Here is a 24637-nt window from a genome sequence, read left to right on the forward strand (position 1 = left end):
ATGATTCAACGCACTTTGATATTATGTAAACCTGATGCCATCGAGCGCAGGCTCGGGGGAGAGATACTCGCCCGACTGGAAAAGGCCGGGCTCAAGATCGTGGCCATGAAGATGCTGTGGATGGACGAAGCGCTGGCAAAGCGACATTATGCCGTCCATGCGGATAAGCCCTTCTTTAACGACCTGCTTAAATTCATAACATCCGACCCGATAATCGCCGCCGTCTTCGAGGGCGAGAACGCCATAGAGGTGGCGCGCAACACTATGGGCAAGACCGATCCGGCCAAGGCCGACAAAGGAACGATCAGAGCCGACCTGGGAGAGAGCATCGAGCGCAACATGGTCCACGGCTCCGATTCGCCGGAGAATGCCGAGATAGAGATAAAGAACTTCTTCAAGCCCGAGGAGATTCTAAAATATACTACTCGATCCTGACCAGGGATTTGGCCTTGGACCAGAGCTTGTCCAGCTTGTAGTATTTCCGCTCATCGGCGCCGAAGATGTGGACGATAACGTCGCCGTAGTCCATGAGCAGCCAGCCGGATTCGACATCGCCTTCTTTATGCTTCAGTTTGGGCCCTTTTTTATGAAACGTTTTGTCGATCTCCTCGGCTATGGCCGACGTCTGGCGCTGGGAGGCCCCGCTGCATATCACAAAGTAATCGGCGAACGAGCACAACTCCCGCACATCCAGCAGAACGATATCCTCCGCCTGCTTGTCCGAGGCCACCTCAACTATCTTGCGTGCTGTCTTTTCGCCGTTCAGTTATAGACTCCTTATAAATCGATACTCCAATTATAGCATGTCCTCAACGACCGTCATTGCGAGCGAAGCGAAGCAATCTCCTATTGCGCCGTGTCACAAAACGACGAGATTGCCACGTCGTCCTTCTGCACACCTCAACCAGAAGAAGGGCTCCTCGCAATGACAATAAAAGTTACTACACAAACAACGACAGTTGCTTCCCTTATCCGGTTTTGTTAGACTTCCCCAAAGCCCATATTTTCGCGCCGACGGCCGAAAAGATGAAAACGAAACCTAGCGGCTCAAACCATCGCCCCAGCTTCGCCGAAGAGCAGGCGCTGGTAAAGTGCGGATGTCGCCTCATCGCCGGCATCGACGAGGTGGGGCGCGGCCCGCTGGCGGGGCCGGTCATGGCCGCCGCCGTCATACTGCCCCTCGGCCTGGATACCGAATGGCTGCACCTGATCAACGACAGCAAGCAGCTCACGGCAGAGACCCGCGAGCAACTCTTACCTCTGATTCTCGAATCCGCTATAGCCGTCGGCATCGGAGAGATGTCATCGGAGGCCATCGACGAATACGGCATTGTCAGAGCTACTAAGATGGCTATGAAAAAGGCGATCGCAAATCTCGATACCAAGCCCGACGCTCTGCTCATCGACTTCGTGCGGCTCACCGAAGTCAACCTGCCCCAGCGCTGCATCCCCAAGGGCGACTGCATATCGTTGTCGATAGCGTGCGCCTCCATAATCGCCAAGGTCACGCGCGACCGCCTTATGGTCGAGTTCGACAAAACCTATCCCGGCTACGGCTTCGCCGAGCACAAAGGCTACGCGACCAAGGAACATCTGGAGAGCATCGGTCGGCTGGGCGCCTGCCCCATTCACAGGATGTGTTTCTCGCCGTTCAGGCCGGAGATGGATTTAGGAAAGATTTGATCGACGATTGTTTTCGATGTAGGGGCGCAGTCTTCGCGCCCTTTGTTTTGGGCATCTTTCCATATACCAGAATATCATGGAAGGACCTGCCCCAACACGATCGTTTCCAAATGTAGGGGCACAGCATGCTGTGCCCCTACGGAATACATCATCGACCGACGACGTAGGAGCGAATAGCCATTCGTCCTCCATGGATTCCGGTTTTCACCGGAATGACGGTTACAGAGAGAGGTGCCCCGATAAATCGGGGCCGGGGTTTTAGGGGTGTCCCCTATCTTTATTAAAAATCCCCCAAGATTGGGGGACATAGGGGGTGGTGACTACCTTACTTGGAGATCCTCTCGATGAATTTCTTGATCTCAGCGAAATACCCCTCGCCGCCCACGATGTAGTTATCGTTATGCATCGCCCCCGCGATGGCGCAGAACTTCTTTGGCTCGTTGGCTGCTTTAAACAGAGTATAACCCGATTCGAAGGGCACGACATCGTCATGATCGCCGTGCAGCATCAGCAACGGAGCTTTTACACGCTTTATCTTAGAATACGAATCATACTTCACTGAAAAAGCCTTCGGCGGCATCTCAAAAATATCGACGAGCGAAGTGAACGTGGCCTCCAGAATGAGACCCATAATCCTGTTCCTGCAGGCCAGATCGACGGCGATGGCCCCACCCAGCGACTGTCCAAAGATGATAATCCTATCCTCCTCGACATCCGGGCGCGAGCGCAGGTAGTCCAGGGCCCCATGCGCATCGCGATATGTCCCGTCCTCGGTGGGCCGCCCCTGGCTCCTGCCGTAGCCGCGGTAGTCGAAGATGAATATATTGACATCGAGCCTGTCGTGAAGCAGCTTCAATTGGTCCAGACGGTCGCCTATGTTGCCGGCGTTTCCGTGGCACCACAGCAATGTCTCGCGGCGGCTGCCGGGCACGAACCATCCGTGAAGTGTTAAAGCATCGGCCATTCTAAATGTAATATCCTCGAACTCCAGGCCCAGGTCGCCGGGCTGGCCCAGGAGTTCTTTCTCGGGATAGAAAATAGTGTCTTCCACCTGCATCAAATCACCTCATTATCGCTACAAAGCTGTTTAACGGTACGCCCATGGAATCGGCAACAGGTTTGCACTTGGCCATGGAGCAGTGAAACACCTTGCCGGTCGGTGGCAACTCGGTAAGCCCCTCCCAGTGCCCCATCCCCTTGGCTATCACCAGGTCAGCGGCGGCGAACTCGCTCCTGAATTCTTGCGACGCCGCCTCGAACAAGACACCGGGAGCGTCGAGTCCCGTGGTTATTACGCGGCCAAGCCGCCCATCGAGGCCGGCGCGGCGCAGATCATCGATGGTGGCGTCGTTCTGGACAGGCGATCCCTTGACAACATATGTGACAGACACGAACTGCCTGAGCCATTTCACCAGCGGCAGGTCGAAAAATACTTCACCCGTGTTATCGGCGAGGAACATTAATGTTCTGGCCCCCTTCAGCCTTCGCTCGAAATCGGACGAATCATCAACTGCGAATGTTATCGGCGACTCGATGTCCTTCTTCACCTGCTCAAGGTCGCGGAAGAAATCTATGGCGTTGCCCGCCAGCGCCAGCGACAGATAAGACTTGAAATCGTTCGATGACGGAGCCCCAACCTGAGCGACAAGTGTACGGGAAAGCTCCATCTCCCGCTCCTTCATAGGAAGATATGGATCAGGATTTCCGGTGATATCCCGGACGACGCGGTGAATCCTGGTGGCGACATCTATGGTCAGACAGTCAATGGAGAAGTGCTTGTCGAGCACTACCGTACCCGCCTCGATAGCCTCAGACCGTAAGGCGTGATCAGTCGTTGCATAACTCGCCGCTTGACTCAGCAGCCGCGCCAGGCAGTCATAACATTCCGCTACAGCTTTCACTTTTTTATTATACGATAATATTGCCTGCGAGCAACACAAAGCATATACTCAGAGAGAATACCGTAGGTAGGGGCGAAAAATTTTTCGCCCCTACCCTGTGACCAACGTAATAAGAGGTACAGGAGACAAGGTCTCTTGACGGGGTTGTAGGGGTGTCCCCTAATCTTTTCATACATCCCCCAAGACTGGGGGATAGCAGGGGGTTGACCGGCTACGAGATTGCCACGTCGTCCTTCCATATACCGTGATATCATGGAAGGACTCCTCGCAATTACAGTCCTAAAGGAAAGAGGTACCCCGATGAATCGTGGACGGGGTTGTAGGGGTGTCCCCTAAACATTTTTAAGTCCCCCAACGTATGGGGGACTAACAGGGGGTTCGGTTATTGTTTCCCCCTTTCAAGGGGGATTCCAGGGAGTTTCCACAAAGATTATGAATCGCAGAGAAACAGGCGCCATCGCGGAGAACATCGCCACAGACTATCTGTTAAAACGCGGCTACAAGATACGCGAGCGCAACTACCGCACCAGGGCCGGCGAGATAGACATCATCGCATGGAAGGACGGTGCGCTCGTCTTTATAGAGGTGCGCGCCAAGACGGGCAAGTCGTTCGGCAGTGCTGAAGAGTCGATAACAGAGAGAAAGAAGAAGCGCCTCGTCGCACTGGCCGAGGCCTACCTGAGCGACACCGGCGAGCAGCCGGAGGCTTGCCGCATCGACTTAATAGCTATAGACCTGAACGCGAAAGGCGAGCTGCTGAGATTGAATCTTATCGAGAACGCCACGGGTTGGGCGACGACTTAAAGGTATTAACTGCCTTCACACTTAACCATAACCCTATTACTATTTACCATATTGAGTCGATGTGCTAAAATTAACCCTCGGGAATTGAGTGTGTTATGCCCGTTTACGAATATTTATGTAAAGATTGCAACCGCCGCGTCAGCATACTTTTGCGGAAGTTAGATACTAAACCCAAGTGCCCTATCTGCAAAGGAGAGAGGCTTGAACGCCGTTTCTCGCGTTTCGCCGTTCGCGGAACCTACAAGGACATCTACGAAGACATCCTCGGCGACAACCAGCTTACCAGCGGCATGCTGAACAATGATCCCCGCGCCATGGCCGATTGGAACAAGCGCATGATGCGCGGCATGGAAACCGGCCACGAGCCCACCGAGTACGACGAGCATCTTGAACGCATGGAAAAGGGCGAATGGCCCATGATACCCGGCGTAACCGCCCCCCGAACTCCTCCTCCCGATAAGTTGGAAGCAATGAAGGAAAAAGCCGAGAGGAAGAAGAAGGACAAGAAAGTCAAAGAGGACGATTAGGGAATATGCCCATCTACGAGTTCAAATGCGGAGGATGCGGTAGAAAGGTAAGCGTCTTCCTTAGAGATACCTCAAGGCAGGCCGTCTGTCCGGAATGCGGTGGAAGCGACCTGAAGCGCCTCGTTTCCCGAATCGCCTATCACAATAAAGCCGGCGTATGGACCGAGGAAATGGGCCCGCCGCCTGCGATAGGTGACGAGAAATATTACAGCGACCCGCGCAACATCGGGAGATACACGGAACATCGTCTCAAGCAGCTCGGCATAGACATGCACAGCCCGGAATACAGCAAGACCTTCTCCGAGGTCAACGATATGATTGAGAAAGCGCGTGACGGTGAGATGCCGGACAAGATCAAGGATATATAATTAATGCTTCGTCTAATCGATGCTAATCTTAATCGTCTCAGCGAAGGGATGCGCCTTCTCGAGGACGTGGCTCGATTCATATTAAACGACGCGGCCTTAAGCTCACGGCTGAAGGCCCTGCGCCATGATCTTCTTTCCGATGCGAAATCCTTCCAGACTACCCTTCTAACAGCGCGCGACTCCGAAAGAGACGTCACCGCTTTTTCCAAGGAAAGCATGTCCCGGAGTGATGTGAACGATGTTGTTACCGCCAACGCCAGGAGGGTCACCGAATCGCTAAGGGTGCTGGAGGAGTTCGCCAAACTGCCGGATGTCGACCTTGATCCAATGAAATTCAAGCGGGCTCGCTTTGCAATTTACGATATCGAGAGAGAACTCGAAGGCAAGGTATCACGCCGCGGCAGGCGTATAGCGGGCCTATACGTGATAATCGACAGGGAGTTATTGAGTGGGAAAGACGAGGTCGACGCCTGCAGACAGGCCATCCGCGGCGGCGCAAATATCATTCAGCTTCGAGATAAACTTGGTAATAAATCCCGGATACTCAACTCCGCAAGGAAGCTCAAAGATGCCTGCGTGCCTTCAGGTGTTCCCTTTATCGTGAACGACGACTTGGGCATAGCGCTGGCGTCAGAAGCCGACGGGCTTCACGTCGGGCAGGAGGATATCCCTGTCTCAGACGCACGCCGCCTGCTCGCGATCGATAAGCTGCTGGGATGCTCAACTACGACGGTGGACGAGGCGCGCAAGGCCGAGGCCGACGGCGCCGACTATGTTGCCGTCGGTTCCATATATCCGACGCAATCCAAATCGGATATCAATGTTGTCGGACTGGACAGGCTGCGGGAGATTAGAGATTCGGTGTCGCTGCCGATCGTCGCCATCGGCGGCATCAATGCGGACAACGCCCGCGCCGTCGTCGACGCCGGGGCTGATGCGGTGGCCGTGATCAGCGCCGTCCTGGCAAGCGACGATATAGAACGGGCCGCTCATAAGATCGCGGAAAGGCTGGAGGCAAGATAGATGGGAAAGTTAGCGGCCCACCTTGAAGCAATATCTGAAAAGGCGCGGGCGGCTTTTTCATCGAAAGATATAGCCCGGGAACAGGCGTTGCGGTCATCGCGTGAGGCCATCCGCTTCTGCTCCGAAGGCATCCGCGCCGTGCACCGCGGCGAATACGACGACGCGAGAAAGAAACTGGACTCCGCCCGCGATCTGATACGGGAGCTCGAAGAAGTCCTCAAAGAGCACCAGGACCTGCTTCACAGCGGCTTCGTCTACAGCGCCCAGAAGGAATACGCGGAGGGCTGCTCTACTTTATCTATAATCGTAGAAGGAACGATTCCCGGTCCCGATGATATCAAGGTAGGATATGCCGCCTACCTTAATGGAATAGCGGAGGCGGTGGGAGAGTTGAGACGGCATACGCTGGACACGATGCGCAAAGGCGATATCGCACGATGTGAGGAGCTACTCGAGGCGATGGACGATATCTACGGGGTGCTGGTCACCATGGATTTCCCCGATGCCATGACCGGCGGTTTGAGAAGAACTACCGACTCGACGCGTGGCATACTGGAGAAGACCAGAGGTGACCTGACCGTAGCCTTACAGCAACAAAAGCTGGAGGGAAAGCTGTCCAACCTCGAAAATAAAATAAAATAGGAGGTGTATATGGACCCAATTTATTATGCGGTAATCGCAGGAGTCTTGGGACTCGTTGCTGCCGCATCATTTGCCGCCTACGTGCTGCGGCAGGATGAAGGCACGGAACGGATGAGAGAGATCTCAGCCGCCATCAGAGAGGGCGCTATGGCCTTCATAAAGCGGGAATACCAGATACTGGCTGTATTTGTGGTGGTTCTCGCAATCGCGCTGGGCTTTATTATCAGCCCATGGGCTGCCCTTGCCTTCGTTTTTGGCGCGGCTTGTTCGGCGATTACCGGCTTTGTCGGAATGAACATTGCCATCAGGTCCAACAACCGTACTGCGGCTGCGGCTGCTAAAAGTTTGAACCAGGGACTGAGAGTCTCATTCCGCAGCGGTGCAGTAATGGGTATCTCGGTCGTTGGCATCGGTATCCTGGGCTTGTCTGTCCTGTACTTTGCTTTCAATGGGAATGTAGACTTTCTGCAAATTATCCCCGGATTCGGCTTCGGCGCGTCGCTGGTGGCGATCTTCGCCAGGGCCGGAGGCGGCATCTACACCAAGGCGGCCGATACGGGCGCCGACCTGGTCGGCAAGGTGGAGCAGGGCATCCCTGAGGACGACCCGCGCAACGCCGCCGTTATCGCGGACTTAGTCGGAGACAACGTCGGTGACGTGGCCGGCATGGGTGCCGACCTGTTTGAGTCCTATGTGGATGCCATCATCGCCACTATGACACTTTCTATGGTGGCGGTGGGCGCTACCCTGTTCGCCGGAACCGAAAGCGAGATGGAGAAGGCTGCCTGGAACCTGCCGATGATGGTGGCCGCGGGCGGTATCATCGCCTCTCTCATCGGAGTGTTCCTTGTCAAGGTAGGTAATAAGCCCGAGATGAAGGCTCTGCTTAACGCGCTCAGGCGCGGCACTTTCTCAGCGGCTATATTGACCGCGGGATTTTCCGCTCTGGCGGTATACTTCCTCGATGCTTCATGGGGAGTATTCGGGGCTATCATGACCGGTCTGATCGCCGGCGTATTGATAGGAGAAAGCACCAACTACTTCACTTCATACGAATTCGGGCCCACACGCGGGGTTTCCAAAGCGTCTCAGACCGGAGCGGGCACCAACATCACCAAGGGATTCGCTGTCGGCCTGTTGAGCACCATACCGCCGCTCGTGATAATCGCAATCGCAATCCTGGTGGCAGATTACTTCGGTAACGTCTACGGAATAGCGATCGCCGGTATCGGTATGCTTTCCACGCTAGGCGTCACACTTGCAACCGATGCCTACGGGCCTGTGGCGGACAATGCCGGCGGCATCGCAGAGATGTCGGACCTGCCCGAGGATGTCAGGAATCGTACCGATGCCCTCGACTCACTGGGTAATACCACTGCGGCAACAGGAAAGGGTTTTGCTATCGGTGCTGCCGGACTTACGGCTCTGGCGCTGATGCTCTCCTACGCTTTTGCTGCGGGAATTGTGACTATCGAAGGTGGGGTGATCGATGTCAGCCAGCTCAGTTTGCTGGATACATCGGTAATCGCGGGGATCTTCCTGGGCGTTCTGATGCCATGTCTCTTCTGCGCCCTGACCATCGACGCGGTGGGTCGAGCCTCTTTCGCTATAATCAATGAGGTTCGGCGGCAGTTCCGCGAAATCCCGGGGATCATGACCGGTGAGAGTAAACCGGAGTACGGAAAGTGCGTGGATATATCCACTAAATCCGCACTCAAGGAAATGATCGCACCGGGTCTCCTGACGGTAGTGATACCCATTGCTGTCGGCTTCATTCTGGGCCCCATTGCTCTGGCAGGTTTCCTTGTTGGAGCCGTCGCAACGGGATTCATGATGGCTGTAATGATGTCCAACGCCGGTGGCGCGTGGGATAACGCCAAGAAGTGGATCGAGACCGGAAAGTTCGGCGGCAAGGGCTCGGATGCCCACAAGGCTGCCGTGGTCGGCGATACCGTAGGCGATCCGTTCAAGGATACTTCCGGCCCCTCGCTGAACATCATGATAAAACTGATGTCCATTGTGGCGCTGGTTCTTGCACCGGTGCTTGAGGGCACAAACGGGCTGCTGGGCTAACCGCGAAGAAACGGGTTACTCTTGCGCTCGATGCCAATAGTGGTTTTAGGGCCATGCCCGGGGTAGACGATAGTCTCGTCGGGCATGGCCTTAGTTTTTCTCTGAATTCCGCCGTTAAACGGCTGCCGACACACACCCCGCCGTTCCCTTGGAGGTAAAGCCATATTAGATAGTGTGAATCGACACTTACTCGAAGAACGCAGTGTTACATTCATCCCCGCACTACTTATCCAGTAAGTACGGAACTATAACTACCGCGATGTTGGGATGTTTCTCGAAGGCACGATGTAACCGCAAAGCGCTGCGCTCGTGCAAATATCTCTCCCACCAGTGCGCCGTGATGAACTCCGGCAGTACGATGGTTACGAAAGCATCCGGCTTCTGACTATGAATTGCCCTGATATACGCCAGCAGCGGGCGCACAAATGAGCGGAACGGCGACTCGATAACGGCCAGCTTTAAATCCGGAGCATAGGCGTTAACTCTTTCTTTAACCTTCTCGGCGCTTTCCGGATCGGTCGATACATGCAGCATAATGGCGTCGCTCGCAACGCTCCTTGCGAATGCTATTGCCCGCAGCGATGCATAGTTTATATCCTCGATAGGTACGATGACCACCTGATCGATCTTGGTCGACGGCAGTTGCTCCGGCACTATACGCAGCTGCTCCCCTACGTTGTTGTAATGCCGTTGAATCGCTAAGAATATCGCTACCAATATCGGTATTAGTAAGACGATGATCCATGCCCCGAGCATGAATTTTGTCGCCACAACAACAAGCAGGATGCCAAAAGTGACGACGGCGCTTACGCCGTTAACAGTGATGCTGAATCTCCACTTAGGCCCCCTCTCCTTCCACCAGTGCACAACCATGCCGGAGTTAGCCAGGAAAAACGCCAGGAAAACGCCCACGGCATATAAGTGAATAAGGTTATGCACATTCCCCTGAAATATAACAACGAGCAACGCCGCAATTGCTCCCAGGGCGATGATACCCGTGGAATATGCCAGACGGTCCCCTCTGTCCGTGAACTGGTGCGGCATATAGCGATCATGCGCCATAACCGATACCAAGCGTGGAAATACAGCGAAAGCGGTATTCGCGGCGATAACTAGAATGCCTATGGTAGCGATCTGGAAAATGATGTAGAACGCGTTTACGCCAAAGACGGCGTGCGCCACCTGCGAGATAATCGTCTCTTCACCGGGCACCAGCCCCATCTTGCTTGACAGATATGATATGCCGAGAAAGGCCGTCCCCAGAACTACAGCCATGACTATAAGCGTTCTTGCGGCATTCTTAGCTTCCGGTTTCTGAAACGCGGTGACTCCGTTAGAAATCGCCTCGGTACCGCTCATGGCCACGGCGCCGGCGGAAAAAGCCCTGAGAATCAGCCATAGGGTCAGGACCGGCGCGGCGGTCTCGATTACGGGAGGTGCGCTGCTGGGCTGCAGGGTTCCGCTGGCCGCTTTAACCAGCCCCACAACGAGCATTGCGGCTAGACTTACGATAAATAGATAGGTTGGAATAGCGAAAAGCGTGCCGGACTCGCGAATGCCGCGCAGGTTGCCGAACGTCAGCAGCGCGATGAAGAAAAGACTTAAGAGAACGTTCAGATTAAAGAACGCCGGCAGCGTCTGTTGTATCGATGCAATCTGTTCGCCGTACCCCGATGCTATCAGCGCCGAGGTTACCGCCTCGGTACCGGCGGCTATGGAAACGGAGACCATGAGAATATAGTCGATCATCAATGCCGCGGCGGCGATCAGTCCGGCCTTCTCGCCCAGGTTTTCACGGCTGACAACATATGACCCGCCGCCGCCGGGATATGCGTAAATAATCTGACGGTAGGAAAAAGAGACGATGATCAGCATCACTATAATGGCGATCGATATGTATAGCGATGTATGCAAGGCAAGATTCCCCGCAGCCATCAGAATCACAAGCGCGGCTTCCGTTGCGTATGCGCTCGATGAGATCGCATCCGAGCCGAAGATCGCCAATGCCTTAAATTTAGTCAGACGCTCCAGGGATTCCTGTGCCGTTTCCAGTGGACGGCCGATGATGATTCTCTTAAGTACCCTGTAAATCCTCGCAAACAAACCAGCCGGACGATCGGATTCCGGGGTTGCAACGAAATGCGCGGGGCCGACCTTGCGAAAATATTGAGGATGAGACTGTCGTGTGCGCACATATTTATCGCCAAACCGCGCACCCTGCCTGACCTCACTTATTATGAGATCGGGGCGTATCTCTTTACCCTGCGGCTTCGGTTCACCGGCTGCCTGTGGAATCCCTGCCTGGGACGGCTCCTCTTTTCCGACGCGTGAACCTCTAACAAGCTTTTTCAGCTTGCGGTTAGCCTTCTTTACTACGACGCGCGATCGGGCTATCCTGGGTACGCCTGCGTTAATCGTATGGCCGGCCTTGCGCACGTAGACATTACCGTAACTGAGACCCTTCTTTGCCTCGCCTATTATGATACGGTCAGGGCGAACTGTTCTATTTTGCGATTCATGTTTGTCCGATTCATCCGACGGCTTTTCCCTGTCGTCAGGCAAATCCGAACCATTCTCTTTATCCATGAAATAATTTTCCTATGAGAAGAAAGTCTTCCGGCAAACATATGCCCGATTACAATTCAAAAAGCACCACTATCAAAGGATATCATTACACATGCGAACAAAGAAAATAACTAGGGAATATTACACCCATAAAACCGTGTTGTCAATCGGCGACTAGAATCGGAGGAACGGATTGTGCCGTCGCTCATCGCCGATGGTGGTCTTGGGCCCGTGTCCGGGATAAACGGTCGTATCGTCCGGCAGTGTCATCAGTTTGCGCCGGATGCTGTCGATGAGCACCTCGTGGCTGCAACCGGGAAAATCGCTGCGGCCCACGCTGAGGTTGAACAGCGTGTCGCCGACGAAGGCCACCCCGTTGCCATAAAGGCAGATGCCCCCCGGGCTGTGTCCGGGGGTATGGAGCACTGTGAATTTGAGGTCTCCGACTTCGATAATGTCTCCGTCCTTTAGAACTATATCGGGGTCAGGCGGCGCCTCCACCGGCCCCCCCACCATGATGCTGATCATGCGCGACGCCCCCACCGCCCTCTCGCCGCTGGGCTCATCCCCATGCATCGCGAACTTGGCGCCGGTCGCCTTCATTACATCACCGAGGGCCATCAGGTGGTCCGGGTGGCTGTGCGTCGCCACGATTATCTTGATATCGAGGTTCATGTTCTTTACCTGCTTCATGATGAAGTCCGCATCGGCGGCAGGGTCGATGATCATGCCCTCGCCGGTGCTTTCCGAGCCGACGATGTAGCAGTCGGTCCAGAACGGTCCTATTTCAAATCCGCGTATAATCATACAGCCATTTTTTCATGATACCTCCCACCGTGTCAAGGCTTTGACTTTCAGGTGCAAAACTGTTAACTTTTTCTAGGCCACTTATTTTTTAGGGAGTACTTTATTGAAAGCAAGCATGGAAAAGATCGTCTCGCTGTGCAAGCGGCGGGGTTTTATATTTCAGTCGAGCGAGATTTATGGCGGGATGTCCGCCTGCTGGGACTACGGCCCGATAGGTGTTGAACTCAAGCGCAACGTGAAAGAAGCCTGGTGGCGTTCCATGGTGAAAGAGCGCGAGGATATCGTCGGCATCGATGCCAGTATCCTTATGCATCGTTCCGTGTGGAAGGCCAGCGGTCATGAGGAGGGGTTTGCCGATCTCTTGAGAGAGTGCAAAGGCTGCAACCAGCGCTGGCGCGCCGACCACCTGGAGGGCGAGGTCTGCCCGGATTGCGGCGGCGAGCTTACCGAAGGGAAAATGTTCAACCTGATGTTCAAGACCTTCGCCGGCCCGATAGAGGGGGATAACGCAATTGTTTATCTGCGTCCGGAGACGGCGCAGGGCATATTCGTCAACTTCGCTAACGTCATGGAGACGACGCGAAAGAAGCCGCCCTTCGGCATCGCACAGATAGGAAAATCCTTCCGCAATGAGATCACCACCGGCAACTTCATCTTCCGCTGCCGCGAGTTCGAGCAGATGGAGATGGAATTCTTCGTCAAGCCGGGCACCGAGGGCAAATGGTATGAGTACTGGCTGGACCAGCGTTTCAACTGGTATTTGAACCTGGGCATCAAGAAGGAGAACCTGCGAATGCGCGAGCACGCCAGGGAAGAGCTGGCGCACTACGCCAGGGCCTGCTCCGATGTGGAGTACCTGTTCCCCATCGGCTGGTCCGAGATCGAGGGCATCGCCAGCCGCGGCGACTTCGACCTGACGCAACATTCAAAGTTCAGCGGCAAGGATTTGAGCTACTTCGATGCCGAGACCAAGGAGAAGTACATGCCCTGCGTCATCGAGCCGTCATCGGGAGTCGACCGAAACGCATTAGCCTTCCTCATCGACGCGTATGACGAGGAGCCGGACAAGGACGAGATACGCACCGTGCTGCACTTCCACCCCGACATCGCGCCGGTGAAGGTGGCCATCCTCCCCCTGAGCAAGAAGGAGAACCTGTCGCGCATGGCCCGGGACGTCCACGCCCTGGTGCGCAAGCAGATAAACTCCCAGTACGACGACACGCAGAGCATCGGCAGGCGCTACCGCCGCCAGGACGAGATCGGCACGCCGCTCTCGGTGACCGTCGATTTCGAGTCGCTGGAGGATAACGCCGTCACCATCCGCGACCGCGACAGCATGAAGCAGATACGCGTGCCCGTGGCCGTGCTCGTCGACACGCTGAACAAGAAGCTGTCCGGCGAATCGATAGAGGTTCTTCCGCCCGGCGGCAAGCTGCTAGGCGCCGAGGGAAAATAAGAGCTAAAGGCCGCGACGATGATACCCAGATATCCTGCCATCGGCATTTGCGGTCTCTCGTGCCGGCTCTGCCCCAGGTATCACACCGACGGCGAGAGCAGGTGCCATGGCTGCAAGACCGAATCGAGGATGGGGGCGGGATGTCCCTTCATCACATGCGCTTTAAAGAAAAAAGGCGTCGAGTTCTGCTGGGAATGCGAGCAGAGCGATAACTGCCCAAAATGGGGCGCACACAGGAAGGCGAGCAGGACCGTCGACAGTTTCAAATGCTATCAGACGCTTGAGGGCGACATCGCATTAATAAAAAGGAACAGCATCGTCAACTTCGACAAGCTGCAGAAGACCAGGGAAGCGTTTCTGAAAGAGATGCTGAGAGATTTCAATGACGGGCAGTCTAAGAACTACTACTGCATCGCGGCGACGGTTCTTGAAATAAAAGAGCTGGAGCAAGCCCTGATCGAGGCCAAAAAGACATCGAAAAAGCTCGATTCTAAGGGCAAAGCCAAGAACATGCATGCGATACTGGACAGGATAGCGCAGCAGAAGGGCTACAACCTTAAGCTGAGAAAGCCGAAGTAAACACAACCCTCGTCATGCCGGACCTGATCCGGCATCCACTCCACACCACCATGGATTCCGGCCTGCGCCGGAATGACGAGCGTAGCAATGTAGGGTGGGCTGTGCCCACCATCACAACCAGCACGTAGGGCGGATTTCTAATCCGCCGCCGTAACCGTAGGGTGGGTTAACTTGTGTTTAACCCACCGCAAACCGCTATTATCATATTTTGGTGGGTTTCACTATGCTCTACCCACCCTACTTTTGAGGAAGCCTACGCAGGAAAATAATCGACAAAGACTTCCCTCCCCTCTTTCCTTATGATATAATCTCATCCGTTATGCTTCAAATAGGTGTCACACGCTTTACTAGCGGTTCAGTTGACACGGAATGCCCGAAAACTATATAATCAATCGGCATTGTTTTGCACGTAACAAATTCTAAAGTGGGGAGCGAGAATGGCTAAAGAAAAAGACGTAATCACCTTTGACCGCTCGAAGCGGACTTTCGTCAAGACAACGACGGAAAGCGGCTTCGAGGTCAAACCCTCCTACGGCCCGGATGACGTAAAGGGCCTCACCTACAAGAAAGATCTGGGTAACGACGGAGAGTACCCCTACACCCGCGGACTCTACAAAGGAATGTACCGCAATATGCTGTGGGTCAGCGCGCAGGCTCTCACCCGCGAGACCGCGGAGAAGAGCAGGAAAGAAAGAAAGGTTATCTGGGAAGCAGGCGCCGACACCATCTATCTTTCTTCAGGCGATGTCGGCAGGACGGGATGCGACCCCGACCATCCCCTCGCCAAGTACGATGCAGGTTACGGCCCCGAGATGTACTCATGGCGGCGCATGGAGGCCGACCTCAAAGGCATCGATATCACCACAGCTATCATCACTTTCCACGGCGCATCATCCCAGCAGGACGACTGCCTCTGCGTGGCGGAGCTGGCCACCGTCGCCGACATGTGGGGCGTCGACAAGAAGCTCATCAGGGGCTCATGCATCAACGACCCCGTCTCCAACGCCGCTACCGGCTTCAGCGTGGACTTCCCGCTGGACATCGGGCGCAGGCTCAACGGCGACCTCACCGAGTTCTGCTGCAAGGAAATGCCCAAGTTCTCGCCGTTCGCGCCGATCGCCTACGACCTCTGGGAGGCCGGATGCAACTCGGTGCAGCAGCTGGGCATCATACTTTCATCCGTATCGGCCTATTGCCAGGAAGTAGTAGACCGAGGTGTCCCGTTCGAAGCGGTAGGCAGCCGCGTAACCATCAGCATCGCGTCATCGCTCGACTTCTTCGAGACGGTATGCAAGCTGCGCGCGGCGCGCAGAATGTGGGCCCGGATCGCCCGCGAGCGCTTCGGCGCCAAAGACGACAAGGCCTGCCGCCTGCGCATAGCCGTAAGGACGCCGGGACAGACCATCACCCGCCAACAGCCGCTGAACAACATCGCACGCATCGGCTTCCAGGCCATGTCGGCCATCATCGGCGGATGCAACGCAATGGACTATGCCAGACATGACGAGGCCTTCTGTATTCCTTCAGAGGAATCCTCGACCATAACACTGGCTTTAAACCATATCATCGCCCAGGAGACCGGCGTCGGCCTCACCGCCGACCCGCTGGGCGGCTCCTACTATGTGGAATGGCTCACCAACCAGCTTGAAGAGGCCTCCTTTAAACTGATGAAGGAGATCGAGGGGCTGGGCGGCATATGGACCGTAGCCCAGAACGGCTGGCTCAGGAAATACGTCAACGCCGCCCGCGACGAGAGACTCAGCGGCCTTGCCGACGGCAGCATCCCGCAGGTCGGCGTGAACTTCTTCAGGCTGCCCGACGATAAGGAGCCCGACATCGTCGAGTACGAGTTCAAGAACTTCGACAAGACCCAGACTGACCTCTTCAAAGAGATCAAAGAATACAAGGCCAAGCGCGATATCAAGAAGACCCGCGCTGCGCTGCACAAGCTGAGGGAGAAGGCCAAGACGAAAGAGAATCTGATGCCCTACATCATCAGTTGCTTCAAGGCCGACGCCACCAGGTCTGAGATACTCGGAATGATCCGCGAGGCTTTCGGCTACAGCTACGATACGGTCGGAATGATCGAGCGGCCGAAGTTCCTTAACTAAGGATATAACTTATACTTAAAAATATCGGAGGGAAATGTGGTCGAAAAGAGGAAAATTCGCGTATTAGTTGCTAAACCCGGCACGGATTCGCACTTCAGAGGTGCGGAGCTCATCGCACAGATTCTGAGGAATGCCGGCATGGAAGTGGTATACACCGGACGGTATCAGACCTCGGAAATGATAGTCAGCACCGCAATCGCGGAAGACGTCGACGTCGTAGCCCTCAGCTCGCTGGCCTGGTCGCAAGAGAAGTTCTACACCGAGGTCGCCGACATGCTTAAGAAGAAGGGCTCCGATATCATAATTATCGGCGGAGGCATCATCTCCGAGAAGGCCAAACCGAAGCTGATCAAAGCCGGCGTGACCGGCCTTTACGGACCCGGCACTCCCTATGAAGTGATAATCGATCATATCAAAGGCAGGGTCGAGAAAGAGCGCTGGGGCAAGGGTAAAGCGGCAACAAAGAAGGCCGCTCCGAAGAAAGCCGCAACCGCAAAGAAGACCTGCAAGAAGAAGAAATAATTCAGAACCCCGCCGAGCAACTCGGCGGGGTGTTCCATATAATAAGGGGGCTTTATGACACAGGAGAACCTATCCCCGTCGGGGATCCCTATAAAGGACATCTACACCCCTGAGGACATCAAAGGCCTTAACTACAAGAAGGATCTCAACGCATCCGGCGAGCCGCCGTTCACCCGCGGCCCCTATCCTTCCATGTACCGCGGCCAGGCATGGACCGCCAGGCGCCTCAGTGGGTTCAATACTCCGGAAGAGACAAACGCATTATATAAAGAAGAATTCAAGCTGGGACAGACCGGTTTCTCGGTGGCGCCCGACATGACCACGCCGTCAGGCATGGATGCCGATGACCCGCGCGCTGCGTCCGAGGTAGGACATGCCGGAGTGCCGTTCAGCACGCTGCAGGATATGGAAATATGCTTCGCCGACCTGCCTATCGATAAGGTTTCAACATACCTTGCCGACAGGATCGGCGGCTTCCTTACCGCGATGTACCTGGTCATGGCCGAGAAGCGCGGCATCCCGATGTCGCAGGTCAGGGGAACATCGGCCAACGACCTGCTGGCATGGAGCGCGCTCAACCTGCTTAACCAGGTATCGCCCGAGGCCAACCTGCGCTACGCCGTGGACCTCATCGAGTGGTGCGCCGAGTACGCGCCGAAGTGGAACGCGCTGTCCATCGACTCGTACAACGCGCGCGACAACGGCGTGAACGCTGTGCAGGAGATCGGCCTGGCCATGGCCAACGGCATCCAGTACATCGAAGAGGAAAAGAAACGGGGACGCGTACCGCTGGATAAATTCGTGCGGCGCTTCTCATTCAACACGGCCGTACACAACGACATCTTCGAAGAGGCGTGCAAGCTGAGAGCGGCGCGCCGCATATGGTATAAGATCATCACCGAGCGCTATGGTATCACCGATCCCAACTGCGCCAAGTTCCGCGTCCACGTGCAAAGCTCGGGTTCCACTCACACCTACCAGGAGCCTTACAACAACATCATCCGCATCGCGTTCCAGGTGCTCGCCGGGGTGCTCGGCGGCGCGCAGTCGATACATGCCAACGGCTACGACGAGGCCATCTGCCTGCCCACCGATCAGTCGATGTTGCTGTCGATCAGAACCGGACAGCTTGTTCAATACGAGAGCGGCGTGACCCGCACCATCGACCCGCTGGGCGGCTCATACTACATCGAGTCTCTCACCAACGCAATGGAGAAAGAGATATGGAAGTTCATCGACGAGGTTGAGGCCCAGGGCGGACTGGCAAAAGCCATCAGCAAGGGCTGGGTGCACCGCCTGTATCGCGATGCCATCGTAAGCTACGAAGACAGGATACAGAAAAAAGAAATCCCTGTCGTTGGAGTTAATGTCCATCGCCTGGATAAGGAGATCTACGAGGTGCCGATCTTCAAGCCCGATCCCACGCGGTCGGCGGCCTCGCAGATAAAGAAGCTCAAAAAGCTCAAGAAGGAACGCAACAACGCCACTGTCAAGAAGTGCCTTGCCAAGGTCGAAGAGGCCACCAGGAAGGGCGAGAACGTTATGCCGGCAACCATTGAAGCTATCCGGAACTACGCCACTCTTGGAGAGCTCTCCGCTCTGCAGCTTAAGGTCTACGGAGAGTGGAAATATCCAATGGGTATCTAAATTGTGAGGTTGTTATGGCAAAAAAGACAGCGAAGAAAATAAAGATATTAATGGCAAAACCGGGCATCGAAGGGCACTGGCGCGGCCTTGTGGCGGTAAGCAACGCGCTGCGAGACGGCGGCTTCGAGGTGATCTATGGATCGAACATGACGCCCGAGGAGATCGCCAACACAGCGGTCCAGGAGGATGTCGATATCGTCGGCCTCAGCATCATGTCGGCGAACTATGTTATGCTGGTCGAGAGCGTGGTCAAGGCGCTTAAGAAGGCCGGAAAAGGCGACGTAATGCTGCTCGTTGGCGGAATCATCTGGGAAGAGGACTTTGCCGCGCTCAAGAAGCTGGGGGCCACGGGCGTATTCGTCCCCGGCACGCCGCTGCAGGATATAGTCGACTTCGTCAAAAAGAAGACTAAAGCCCTGGTTTAGCTGAGTTCATTACCAACAAATCGAATCGCCAAACGGCTATCGTAGAGATAGCCGTTTGTGGTATTATGAGAAACCGTTGAAAAAGAGGCCGGGATTCGGACATATAGCACTCACTGCTTTCTATCCCTAAAGGGATTGGGGGGGGAAGAGGTACAGGATTCTTCCTGACGGGGTTCTAGGGGTGTCCCCTATTTTTTATAAAATCCCCCCAAGACTGGGGGATAGCAGGGGGTTGATTAGCTTTTACCAGAGGTTCTATATCCCGACACTGGCCTGTCAATACAACAAATGTCGAGTAACGGTATGTCTGATAGAAAAACTACGCTGACAATCCAAGTACATCCAAACGCAAAGCGCAATGAAGTTCTCGGTTTTGAAGAGGGCATACTGCGACTGAAAATCGCGGCGCCCCCTGTCGAGGGCAAAGCCAACAAAGAGCTTATCAGTTTCCTCAGCAAGACCCTCGGCACGCGTAAAAGCGGCATCACAATCGACCGCGGAGAAACGAGCAAGGTTAAGATAGTAACGATACTCGGCATCGATCGCGAACAGATATACCAAATGATTGAGGCGGCGAGACGGAAATGAGGATACTGCACTTCGCCGACCTGCACCTCGGGGTGGAGAACTACAACACCGGCATCAATCCCGAAACAGGTCTGTCGACGCGCCTACACGACTTCCTCAACGCCCTTGACGAGGTCGTGGACTATACTCTGAACCATAATGTCGACCTGGTTCTGTTCTGCGGCGACGCCTACAAGAGCCGAGAGCCTTCGCAGACACACCAGCGCGAGTTCGCCAGGCGCATCTGGAAGCTGGCATCGAACGGGGTCGCGGTCCTGCTCCTCACCGGCAACCATGATCTGCCCAACGCCATCGGCCGCGCGACGACGATCGAGATATTCAAGACCTTGTCGATACCGAACGTTATCGTGGCCAACACGCTGGGCACATACAAAATCGACACTGGAAACGGAACCATACAGATAGTAGCGCTGCCCTGGGCCAGAAGAAGCGCATTGCTAAGCCGCGAGGAAACCAAGAACCTTTTGGCAGAGGAAGTGAACAAGAAGCTGGAGGCCGCCCTGACCGAACGCCTGCAGTTGGAGATGGAGAACCTCGACCCGAGATTACCCGCTATCCTGGCAGCACACGTCACAGTAGCCAACGCCAGATACGGCTCCGAGCGCAGCATGATCATGGGCAATGACTACGGCCTTCTTCAAAGCAACGTGGCCGACCCCAGGTTTGACTACGTGGCGCTGGGGCACATACACAAGACGCAGGTGATGAATGAGAACCCGCCCGTGGTCTACGCCGGCAGCCTGCAGCGCATCGACTTCAGTGAAGAGGATGACGATAAGGGATTTTTCATCGTCGATATAGAGCGCGGCGGTAAGACTAATTTTGAATTCGTGCCGGTTAAAGCGCGTCACTTCGTGACGATAAAGATCGACATCGGAGAGCAGGAAGCCAAGCCGACGGAGACTGTGCTCAACGCGATACAACGATGCGATGTGGCTGACGCTATAGTTCGCGTGCAGATATCGATGCCGGAGCGCCTGGCTAAAGATATCGACGATTCCGCCATTCGCAAGGCACTGCAAAATGCCTATCAGGTAGCTAGCATTTCGCGTGACGTATCGCGGGAGCGCAGGCCGCGCTTATCCGGCCTCTCGCCGGAGGGATTGCAGCCGCTCGACGCGCTTAAGGCCTATTACGAAGCAAAGAAGCCGCCGCTTGATGTCGAAATTCTGTTGGAATACGGCAGGCGCATGATCGATGAAAGCGACGGCGCGCAGATAGGAAAAGATATAGTCTGATGGACGGATATGTTGGATCGTGGTCCTTTGTCGCCGAGTACTGCGTATATGTCTTTATCGCGGTAATCGGCTTGATGCAAATCATCGCGGCCAAGTGGGAACTGCGGGGAATAGCATTTTTTCACGCAAAAAAATGGGGCTACACCTTCGGCTCCGTAGCCATCGCCGGCGTCTTCATCTGGTTCTTCGGCTTCACCGGCTTAGATCTCAAAGAGCCGACTTTCGACACGCCGCCGCAACTACTCTGGCTGGCGGTCAGTGTTGTGTTGGCCTTGCTGGTAACATTCGGCGTTTCATCGTTCGTCAATCGTAATATGAAACCGACTGCGGAACCGGACGAAACGCAGCGCGACGGCATCGAGGTTCTTAAACGGAAGACCTATTGGCAATCCATCGCTCGATTCTTCGATAAGGGAGGAACGAGATGAAACACGCCGATGAGACGGTCTTCTTCTGGATAAACGGCCTCTCCGATCACGTATCCTGGATCGATGAGATTATTCGCACGCTTTCCTGCGACCTGTTCCTGCCCGTAGTCATGATTATCGCGCTTATCGCCGTGTGGTTCTCAGGACGCAATATTGCGGACAGGACAAAGAATCAGTACGGGGTAATATGCTCGCTGGCCAGCATGGGAATAGCCAATCTGCTGGTATTCATCTGCAACGGAGTGTTGCCCGACCGTCTGCGGCCTTTTGAGGCCTTCCCCGACAAGGTTAACCTGATATTCTATCCCCCCACCGACCCTTCGTTCCCCTCCAACGCCGCCGCTGCTTCGTTCGCACTGGCCATCGGACTCTGGGTCTACAACCGCAAGCTGGGATATATCCTATCGATACCGGCGATCATCATCTCTTTCGGACGCGTATATATAGGCGTGCACTACCCGCTCGATATCCTGGGTGGTTTGGCCCTGGCGATCCTGGCGACAGGCATAGTAATGGTGGTGATAAAGCTGTGCAGGCCCGTCCTCGACCGGCTATTAAATCTGATGCGGAAGATATATCTGGCCTAGAATTAAATCGACGCTAAAGGCCCTTGACTATTCTATCGTAGTCCGCCACCATGCGGCGCACCACCTCGCCAGCACTAATCTCCTCACGAACCAGCCCCGCCACCTCACCGCAGGCCGCCTGCCCCTTGACCACGTCCCCACCCAGCAGCGCCGCCTCGGACAGCTTGGAGAACATCTTCACCGAGCGCTCCTCGTCGGGCGCCCCCGAGCGTTCCTTCTTCACGAGGTCCCTGGTCAGCTCGTTCAGCAGCCCGCGGAACATCATGAGCCCCCGCCCCGTGATGACGGTCGCCGTATCGCCGGCCTCGACGATGGACTTCTTGTAATCGGGATGCGCCAGGCACTCCGTTGTCGCAACGAAGCGCGTACCCATCTGCACGCCCTGCGCCCCCAGCGCCAGCGCCGCCGCCAGCCCGCGCCCGTCGCCGATGCCGCCCGCCGCCACCACCGGAATCTTGACCGCGTCGACGACCTGAGGGATGAGGACCAAAGTGGTAAGCTCATCGGGGCTGTTGATGCCGCCCGACTCGTAGCCTTCCGCGATAACGATATCGACGCCGGCCTTCTCGGCTCCGACGGCGTGTTTTACCGTGGCCACCAGGTGCAGCACTTTTATCCCGTGCTCGTGAAAATACGGCGTATGAAGTGCCGGACTACCCGCCCCGGTTGTGACGACCTTGATTCCTTCGGCGACAGCGATGTCGATAAGGCTGCGGTCGTCCTTGATCATATGTATGGGAAAGTTCACCGCGAAAGGCTTGGAGGTTAGACTCTTAGCCTTCTTTATCTGCTTTCTGATGTTATCGCCAACCTTGCTCCAGTCAGGCTCCCCCGCGTTGGGGCTTATGACCCCCAGCCCGCCGGCCTCCGATACCGCAGCGGCCAGCTCCGCACCCGCGATGAGACCCATGGCTCCCTGAATTATGGGATACTCTATTCCCAGCAAATCGCAAACCTTTGTCTTTTTCACTGACATTCCCTCATTTCTATTTCTAAATATCCGACGCTAGACTATACGGCTATCGCAATCCCGCGACAACCCTGTCATAGTCCTCGACTATTTTCTTTATTATATCGCCTGCGGGGACGATATCGCGAATCATACCCGATATCTCGCCGCAATACAGTTCACCCTCTTCGACCAAGCCTTCGAACTGCCCCATGCGCGAACGGCCCATGCCGATGTGCGCCAGAAGCTCGTCAGCCGTTGTCCCCTTCTTGTCCATCCGAGCTACCTCAGCGGAAAATTCGTTCTTCAGTCCTCGAGTCGGCGAGAGAGCCCGGCCCGTAATCATTGTGCCGGTATCGGGCGATTCGACGATGCGGCGTTTAAAATCCTGATGGGCGTTGCACTCGATTGTAGCGATGAAGCGCGTGCCCATCTGCACCCCCTCCGCACCCAGCGCGAACGCGGCGGCCACCCCCCGCACATCTGCAATGCCCCCCGCCGCGATGACCGGTATATTCACCGCATCGACGATCTGAGGCACCAATACCATCGTGGTCAGCTCATCGAATCCGTTGTGTCCGCCGGCCTCGAACCCCTCCGCGATGACGGCATCGACGCCGCACTCCTCCGCCACCTGCGCCTGCCGCACCGACGACACCACATGCAGTACTATAATCCCGGCATCTTTGAAACGACTTGTGTGAAGTCTGGGATTGCCCGCCGCGGTGGTGACGACCTGAACCCCTTCCTCGATCAACACGTCGACTAGTGCCGCTATTTCAGGAATAAGAACGACGATGTTCATGGCGAACGGCTTCGAGGTAATATCCTTAGCCCTGCGTATCTGATCTCTCAGGTTAGCTTCGACGTTATCCTCGATACGCATGCCCGCGTTGGGGCTGATCGTACCCAGCCCGCCGGCCTCGGACACGGCGGCGGCCAGCTCCGCGTTGGCGATCCATGTCATGCCGCCCTGTATTATCGGATACTCGATACCGAGAAGTCCGCAGACTCGTGTCTTTTTCATCACTTTTGACCCTTGATGCCATCCGCATTCTATTGAGAATCCAAGGATGATGTCAAGGCACCACCACCGTAGGGGCGAGGTCGCCTCGCCCTCCGCATATCGTTAACCGTAGGGGCGGGTTTAAAACCCGCCCCTACACGATGACCGAAATATCGGGAGACTATCCGCCGGTCTGATAAACCCAACCCCGACTTAATTTGACTTCATGCAATCTTGTGCTGTAGAATTCTATTCGCATATCAAGGAGGGATGATGAAAAGGAACCTGATGGAAATCCTGGCCTGCCCAATCTGCAAGGGAGACCTGGAGCTTACCGTTTTAGAAGAGAACGAGAAGGAAGTCGTCAAGGGTTCCCTCTTCTGTAAGAAATGCTCTCAAACGTATCCCATCGAAGATACCATCCCCAACCTGCTCCCGCCCGATCTTCGCACTTAGATAATAGGAGGTAGCATCCGGATGTCTCGCATCGTTGGATTACTCATATGTCTTGGAACTCTTGCGGCCGGCGCGGCTTTCATCGCCGGCGTTGTCCTGCAATACGATAAGGTAGCGTGGGCGCTGCTGGTGCCTGTAGCACTTGTCGTGTTTGTGGTCTTAATGCTGGGTTTCTGGATCGGCTGGATCATGGCCGTGACCAAGATCGAATCGCCGCCCGAGATCGCCGAGGAAAAAGAAGTCAAGAAATAG

General features: G+C 55.4%; 27 protein-coding genes and 1 pseudogene. 20 read left to right on the plus strand and 8 right to left on the minus strand.

The features are described 5' to 3' along the window. Window positions 1–3 precede the first annotated feature (3 nt). Window positions 4–435, plus strand: a complete 432-nt coding sequence (ndk, locus tag WC562_02315) for a nucleoside-diphosphate kinase (GenBank protein MFA5054992.1) — start codon at window positions 4–6, stop codon at window positions 433–435. Here ndk and rsfS read toward each other — a convergent pair. Beyond that, complete coding sequence (gene rsfS / locus WC562_02320) at window positions 422–766, minus strand: ribosome silencing factor (protein MFA5054993.1); 345 nt, start codon at window positions 764–766, stop codon at window positions 422–424. The genes ndk and rsfS overlap by 14 nt on opposite strands. A 260-nt stretch (window positions 767–1026) precedes the next feature. Between rsfS and WC562_02325 the strand changes: the two genes are divergently transcribed. After that, window positions 1027–1683 carry a ribonuclease HII gene (locus WC562_02325; GenBank protein ID MFA5054994.1) on the plus strand — a complete coding sequence of 219 codons (657 nt, stop codon included), beginning with the start codon at window positions 1027–1029 and terminating at the stop codon, window positions 1681–1683. Window positions 1684–2008: 325 nt separating this feature from the next. On the opposite strand, the gene WC562_02330 is transcribed toward WC562_02325, so the two are convergent. Together WC562_02330 and WC562_02335 are read right to left on the minus strand one after the other, a co-directional pair. After that, window positions 2009–2740, minus strand: a complete 732-nt coding sequence (locus tag WC562_02330) for an alpha/beta hydrolase (protein MFA5054995.1) — start codon at window positions 2738–2740, stop codon at window positions 2009–2011. A gap of 4 nt (window positions 2741–2744) precedes the next feature. Beyond that, window positions 2745–3584, minus strand: coding sequence for an ARMT1-like domain-containing protein (locus WC562_02335; GenBank protein ID MFA5054996.1), 840 nt, complete (start codon window positions 3582–3584; stop codon window positions 2745–2747). Window positions 3585–4016: 432 nt separating this feature from the next. Between WC562_02335 and WC562_02340 the strand changes: the two genes are divergently transcribed. The 6 genes from WC562_02340 to WC562_02365 all read left to right on the plus strand — a co-directional run bounded on the left by WC562_02340 (window position 4017) and on the right by WC562_02365 (window position 9021). Then, the gene (locus WC562_02340; protein MFA5054997.1) at window positions 4017–4388 is read left to right on the plus strand and encodes a YraN family protein; all 372 of its coding nucleotides are present in this window, start codon (window positions 4017–4019) and stop codon (window positions 4386–4388) included. A 95-nt stretch (window positions 4389–4483) separates the two neighbouring features. Beyond that, on the plus strand, window positions 4484–4915 hold the full coding sequence (locus WC562_02345; GenBank protein ID MFA5054998.1) for a zinc ribbon domain-containing protein: 432 nt from the start codon (window positions 4484–4486) through the stop codon (window positions 4913–4915). Between the two features lie 5 nt (window positions 4916–4920). Beyond that, window positions 4921–5283 (plus strand): zinc ribbon domain-containing protein, encoded by a 363-nt coding sequence (locus WC562_02350; GenBank protein MFA5054999.1) that lies wholly within the window; start codon window positions 4921–4923, stop codon window positions 5281–5283. A 3-nt stretch (window positions 5284–5286) separates the two neighbouring features. Continuing rightward, window positions 5287–6306: a thiamine phosphate synthase gene (gene thiE, locus WC562_02355; GenBank protein MFA5055000.1), complete on the plus strand. Its 1020-nt coding sequence runs from the start codon at window positions 5287–5289 to the stop codon at window positions 6304–6306. Further along, window positions 6307–6948, plus strand: coding sequence for a haloacid dehalogenase (locus WC562_02360; GenBank protein MFA5055001.1), 642 nt, complete (start codon window positions 6307–6309; stop codon window positions 6946–6948). 9 nt (window positions 6949–6957) lie between these two features. Continuing rightward, complete coding sequence (locus WC562_02365) at window positions 6958–9021, plus strand: sodium-translocating pyrophosphatase (protein ID MFA5055002.1); 2064 nt, start codon at window positions 6958–6960, stop codon at window positions 9019–9021. Here the strand turns inward: WC562_02365 and WC562_02370 are convergent. From WC562_02370 to WC562_02380, 3 genes and pseudogenes are all read right to left on the minus strand, one after another. Further along, window positions 9018–9107: pseudogene (locus WC562_02370) on the minus strand (MBL fold metallo-hydrolase). The gene WC562_02365 and the pseudogene WC562_02370 sit on opposite strands and share 4 nt — an antisense overlap. A 136-nt stretch (window positions 9108–9243) precedes the next feature. Continuing rightward, window positions 9244–11607 carry an APC family permease gene (locus WC562_02375; protein MFA5055003.1) on the minus strand — a complete coding sequence of 788 codons (2364 nt, stop codon included), beginning with the start codon at window positions 11605–11607 and terminating at the stop codon, window positions 9244–9246. 153 nt (window positions 11608–11760) lie between these two features. Beyond that, a complete protein-coding gene (locus tag WC562_02380; protein ID MFA5055004.1) occupies window positions 11761–12393 on the minus strand; it encodes an MBL fold metallo-hydrolase in 633 nt (210 codons plus the stop codon). Between the two features lie 115 nt (window positions 12394–12508). Here WC562_02380 and WC562_02385 point away from each other — a divergent pair, with 115 nt between their 5' ends. From WC562_02385 to WC562_02430, 10 genes are all read left to right on the plus strand, one after another. Next, complete coding sequence (locus tag WC562_02385) at window positions 12509–13849, plus strand: glycine--tRNA ligase (GenBank protein ID MFA5055005.1); 1341 nt, start codon at window positions 12509–12511, stop codon at window positions 13847–13849. Window positions 13850–13867: 18 nt separating this feature from the next. Then, window positions 13868–14428: a DUF3795 domain-containing protein gene (locus WC562_02390; GenBank protein MFA5055006.1), complete on the plus strand. Its 561-nt coding sequence runs from the start codon at window positions 13868–13870 to the stop codon at window positions 14426–14428. 437 nt (window positions 14429–14865) lie between these two features. Beyond that, window positions 14866–16539 carry a methylmalonyl-CoA mutase family protein gene (locus WC562_02395; protein MFA5055007.1) on the plus strand — a complete coding sequence of 558 codons (1674 nt, stop codon included), beginning with the start codon at window positions 14866–14868 and terminating at the stop codon, window positions 16537–16539. A gap of 36 nt (window positions 16540–16575) precedes the next feature. Next, on the plus strand, window positions 16576–17061 hold the full coding sequence (locus tag WC562_02400) for a cobalamin-dependent protein (GenBank protein ID MFA5055008.1): 486 nt from the start codon (window positions 16576–16578) through the stop codon (window positions 17059–17061). Window positions 17062–17115: 54 nt separating this feature from the next. Then, window positions 17116–18708 carry a methylmalonyl-CoA mutase family protein gene (locus WC562_02405; protein MFA5055009.1) on the plus strand — a complete coding sequence of 531 codons (1593 nt, stop codon included), beginning with the start codon at window positions 17116–17118 and terminating at the stop codon, window positions 18706–18708. A 14-nt stretch (window positions 18709–18722) separates the two neighbouring features. Then, window positions 18723–19133 carry a cobalamin-dependent protein gene (locus tag WC562_02410; protein MFA5055010.1) on the plus strand — a complete coding sequence of 137 codons (411 nt, stop codon included), beginning with the start codon at window positions 18723–18725 and terminating at the stop codon, window positions 19131–19133. A 303-nt stretch (window positions 19134–19436) separates the two neighbouring features. Further along, complete coding sequence (locus WC562_02415; GenBank protein MFA5055011.1) at window positions 19437–19721, plus strand: DUF167 domain-containing protein; 285 nt, start codon at window positions 19437–19439, stop codon at window positions 19719–19721. After that, window positions 19718–20959, plus strand: coding sequence for an exonuclease SbcCD subunit D (locus tag WC562_02420; protein ID MFA5055012.1), 1242 nt, complete (start codon window positions 19718–19720; stop codon window positions 20957–20959). Before WC562_02415 ends, WC562_02420 begins: the two co-directional genes overlap by 4 nt. Further along, window positions 20959–21387 carry a hypothetical protein gene (locus WC562_02425; protein ID MFA5055013.1) on the plus strand — a complete coding sequence of 143 codons (429 nt, stop codon included), beginning with the start codon at window positions 20959–20961 and terminating at the stop codon, window positions 21385–21387. The genes WC562_02420 and WC562_02425 overlap by 1 nt, the downstream gene beginning before the upstream one ends. Further along, window positions 21384–21974 carry a phosphatase PAP2 family protein gene (locus tag WC562_02430; protein MFA5055014.1) on the plus strand — a complete coding sequence of 197 codons (591 nt, stop codon included), beginning with the start codon at window positions 21384–21386 and terminating at the stop codon, window positions 21972–21974. Before WC562_02425 ends, WC562_02430 begins: the two co-directional genes overlap by 4 nt. Window positions 21975–21987: 13 nt before the next feature. Here the strand turns inward: WC562_02430 and WC562_02435 are convergent, their stop codons facing one another. Together WC562_02435 and WC562_02440 are read right to left on the minus strand one after the other, a co-directional pair. Continuing rightward, window positions 21988–22950 carry a nitronate monooxygenase gene (locus tag WC562_02435; GenBank protein MFA5055015.1) on the minus strand — a complete coding sequence of 321 codons (963 nt, stop codon included), beginning with the start codon at window positions 22948–22950 and terminating at the stop codon, window positions 21988–21990. A 43-nt stretch (window positions 22951–22993) separates the two neighbouring features. Next, on the minus strand, window positions 22994–23950 hold the full coding sequence (locus tag WC562_02440) for a nitronate monooxygenase (GenBank protein ID MFA5055016.1): 957 nt from the start codon (window positions 23948–23950) through the stop codon (window positions 22994–22996). A gap of 252 nt (window positions 23951–24202) precedes the next feature. On the opposite strand from WC562_02440, the gene WC562_02445 reads away from it, so the two are divergent. Next, window positions 24203–24385, plus strand: a complete 183-nt coding sequence (locus WC562_02445; GenBank protein MFA5055017.1) for a methytransferase partner Trm112 — start codon at window positions 24203–24205, stop codon at window positions 24383–24385. A 21-nt stretch (window positions 24386–24406) separates the two neighbouring features. Next, window positions 24407–24637 carry a hypothetical protein gene (locus WC562_02450; GenBank protein MFA5055018.1) on the plus strand — a complete coding sequence of 77 codons (231 nt, stop codon included), beginning with the start codon at window positions 24407–24409 and terminating at the stop codon, window positions 24635–24637.

It is taken from the genome of Dehalococcoidia bacterium, assembly GCA_041649635.1.
Taxonomy (GTDB): Bacteria; Chloroflexota; Dehalococcoidia; order E44-bin15; family E44-bin15; genus JAYEHL01.

What these genes read in the sequence shown, in the direction of transcription:
- WC562_02325 (MFA5054994.1), top strand. Translation starts at nt 1,027, where the DNA reads ATGAAAACGAAACCTAGCGGCTCAAACCATCGCCCCAGCTTCGCCGAA.
- WC562_02385 (MFA5055005.1), top strand. Translation starts at nt 12,509, where the DNA reads ATGGAAAAGATCGTCTCGCTGTGCAAGCGGCGGGGTTTTATATTTCAG.
- WC562_02430 (MFA5055014.1), top strand. Translation starts at nt 21,384, where the DNA reads ATGAAACACGCCGATGAGACGGTCTTCTTCTGGATAAACGGCCTCTCC.
- WC562_02420 (MFA5055012.1), top strand. Translation starts at nt 19,718, where the DNA reads ATGAGGATACTGCACTTCGCCGACCTGCACCTCGGGGTGGAGAACTAC.
- WC562_02345 (MFA5054998.1), top strand. Translation starts at nt 4,484, where the DNA reads ATGCCCGTTTACGAATATTTATGTAAAGATTGCAACCGCCGCGTCAGC.
- WC562_02415 (MFA5055011.1), top strand. Translation starts at nt 19,437, where the DNA reads ATGTCTGATAGAAAAACTACGCTGACAATCCAAGTACATCCAAACGCA.
- thiE (MFA5055000.1), top strand. Translation starts at nt 5,287, where the DNA reads ATGCTTCGTCTAATCGATGCTAATCTTAATCGTCTCAGCGAAGGGATG.
- WC562_02375 (MFA5055003.1), bottom strand. Translation starts at nt 11,607, where the DNA reads ATGGATAAAGAGAATGGTTCGGATTTGCCTGACGACAGGGAAAAGCCG.
- WC562_02395 (MFA5055007.1), top strand. Translation starts at nt 14,866, where the DNA reads ATGGCTAAAGAAAAAGACGTAATCACCTTTGACCGCTCGAAGCGGACT.
- WC562_02340 (MFA5054997.1), top strand. Translation starts at nt 4,017, where the DNA reads ATGAATCGCAGAGAAACAGGCGCCATCGCGGAGAACATCGCCACAGAC.
- WC562_02405 (MFA5055009.1), top strand. Translation starts at nt 17,116, where the DNA reads ATGACACAGGAGAACCTATCCCCGTCGGGGATCCCTATAAAGGACATC.
- WC562_02380 (MFA5055004.1), bottom strand. Translation starts at nt 12,393, where the DNA reads ATGATTATACGCGGATTTGAAATAGGACCGTTCTGGACCGACTGCTAC.
- WC562_02445 (MFA5055017.1), top strand. Translation starts at nt 24,203, where the DNA reads ATGAAAAGGAACCTGATGGAAATCCTGGCCTGCCCAATCTGCAAGGGA.
- WC562_02435 (MFA5055015.1), bottom strand. Translation starts at nt 22,950, where the DNA reads ATGTCAGTGAAAAAGACAAAGGTTTGCGATTTGCTGGGAATAGAGTAT.
- WC562_02450 (MFA5055018.1), top strand. Translation starts at nt 24,407, where the DNA reads ATGTCTCGCATCGTTGGATTACTCATATGTCTTGGAACTCTTGCGGCC.
- WC562_02350 (MFA5054999.1), top strand. Translation starts at nt 4,921, where the DNA reads ATGCCCATCTACGAGTTCAAATGCGGAGGATGCGGTAGAAAGGTAAGC.
- WC562_02410 (MFA5055010.1), top strand. Translation starts at nt 18,723, where the DNA reads ATGGCAAAAAAGACAGCGAAGAAAATAAAGATATTAATGGCAAAACCG.
- WC562_02390 (MFA5055006.1), top strand. Translation starts at nt 13,868, where the DNA reads ATGATACCCAGATATCCTGCCATCGGCATTTGCGGTCTCTCGTGCCGG.
- WC562_02330 (MFA5054995.1), bottom strand. Translation starts at nt 2,740, where the DNA reads ATGCAGGTGGAAGACACTATTTTCTATCCCGAGAAAGAACTCCTGGGC.
- WC562_02360 (MFA5055001.1), top strand. Translation starts at nt 6,307, where the DNA reads ATGGGAAAGTTAGCGGCCCACCTTGAAGCAATATCTGAAAAGGCGCGG.
- WC562_02425 (MFA5055013.1), top strand. Translation starts at nt 20,959, where the DNA reads ATGGACGGATATGTTGGATCGTGGTCCTTTGTCGCCGAGTACTGCGTA.
- WC562_02440 (MFA5055016.1), bottom strand. Translation starts at nt 23,950, where the DNA reads ATGAAAAAGACACGAGTCTGCGGACTTCTCGGTATCGAGTATCCGATA.
- WC562_02365 (MFA5055002.1), top strand. Translation starts at nt 6,958, where the DNA reads ATGGACCCAATTTATTATGCGGTAATCGCAGGAGTCTTGGGACTCGTT.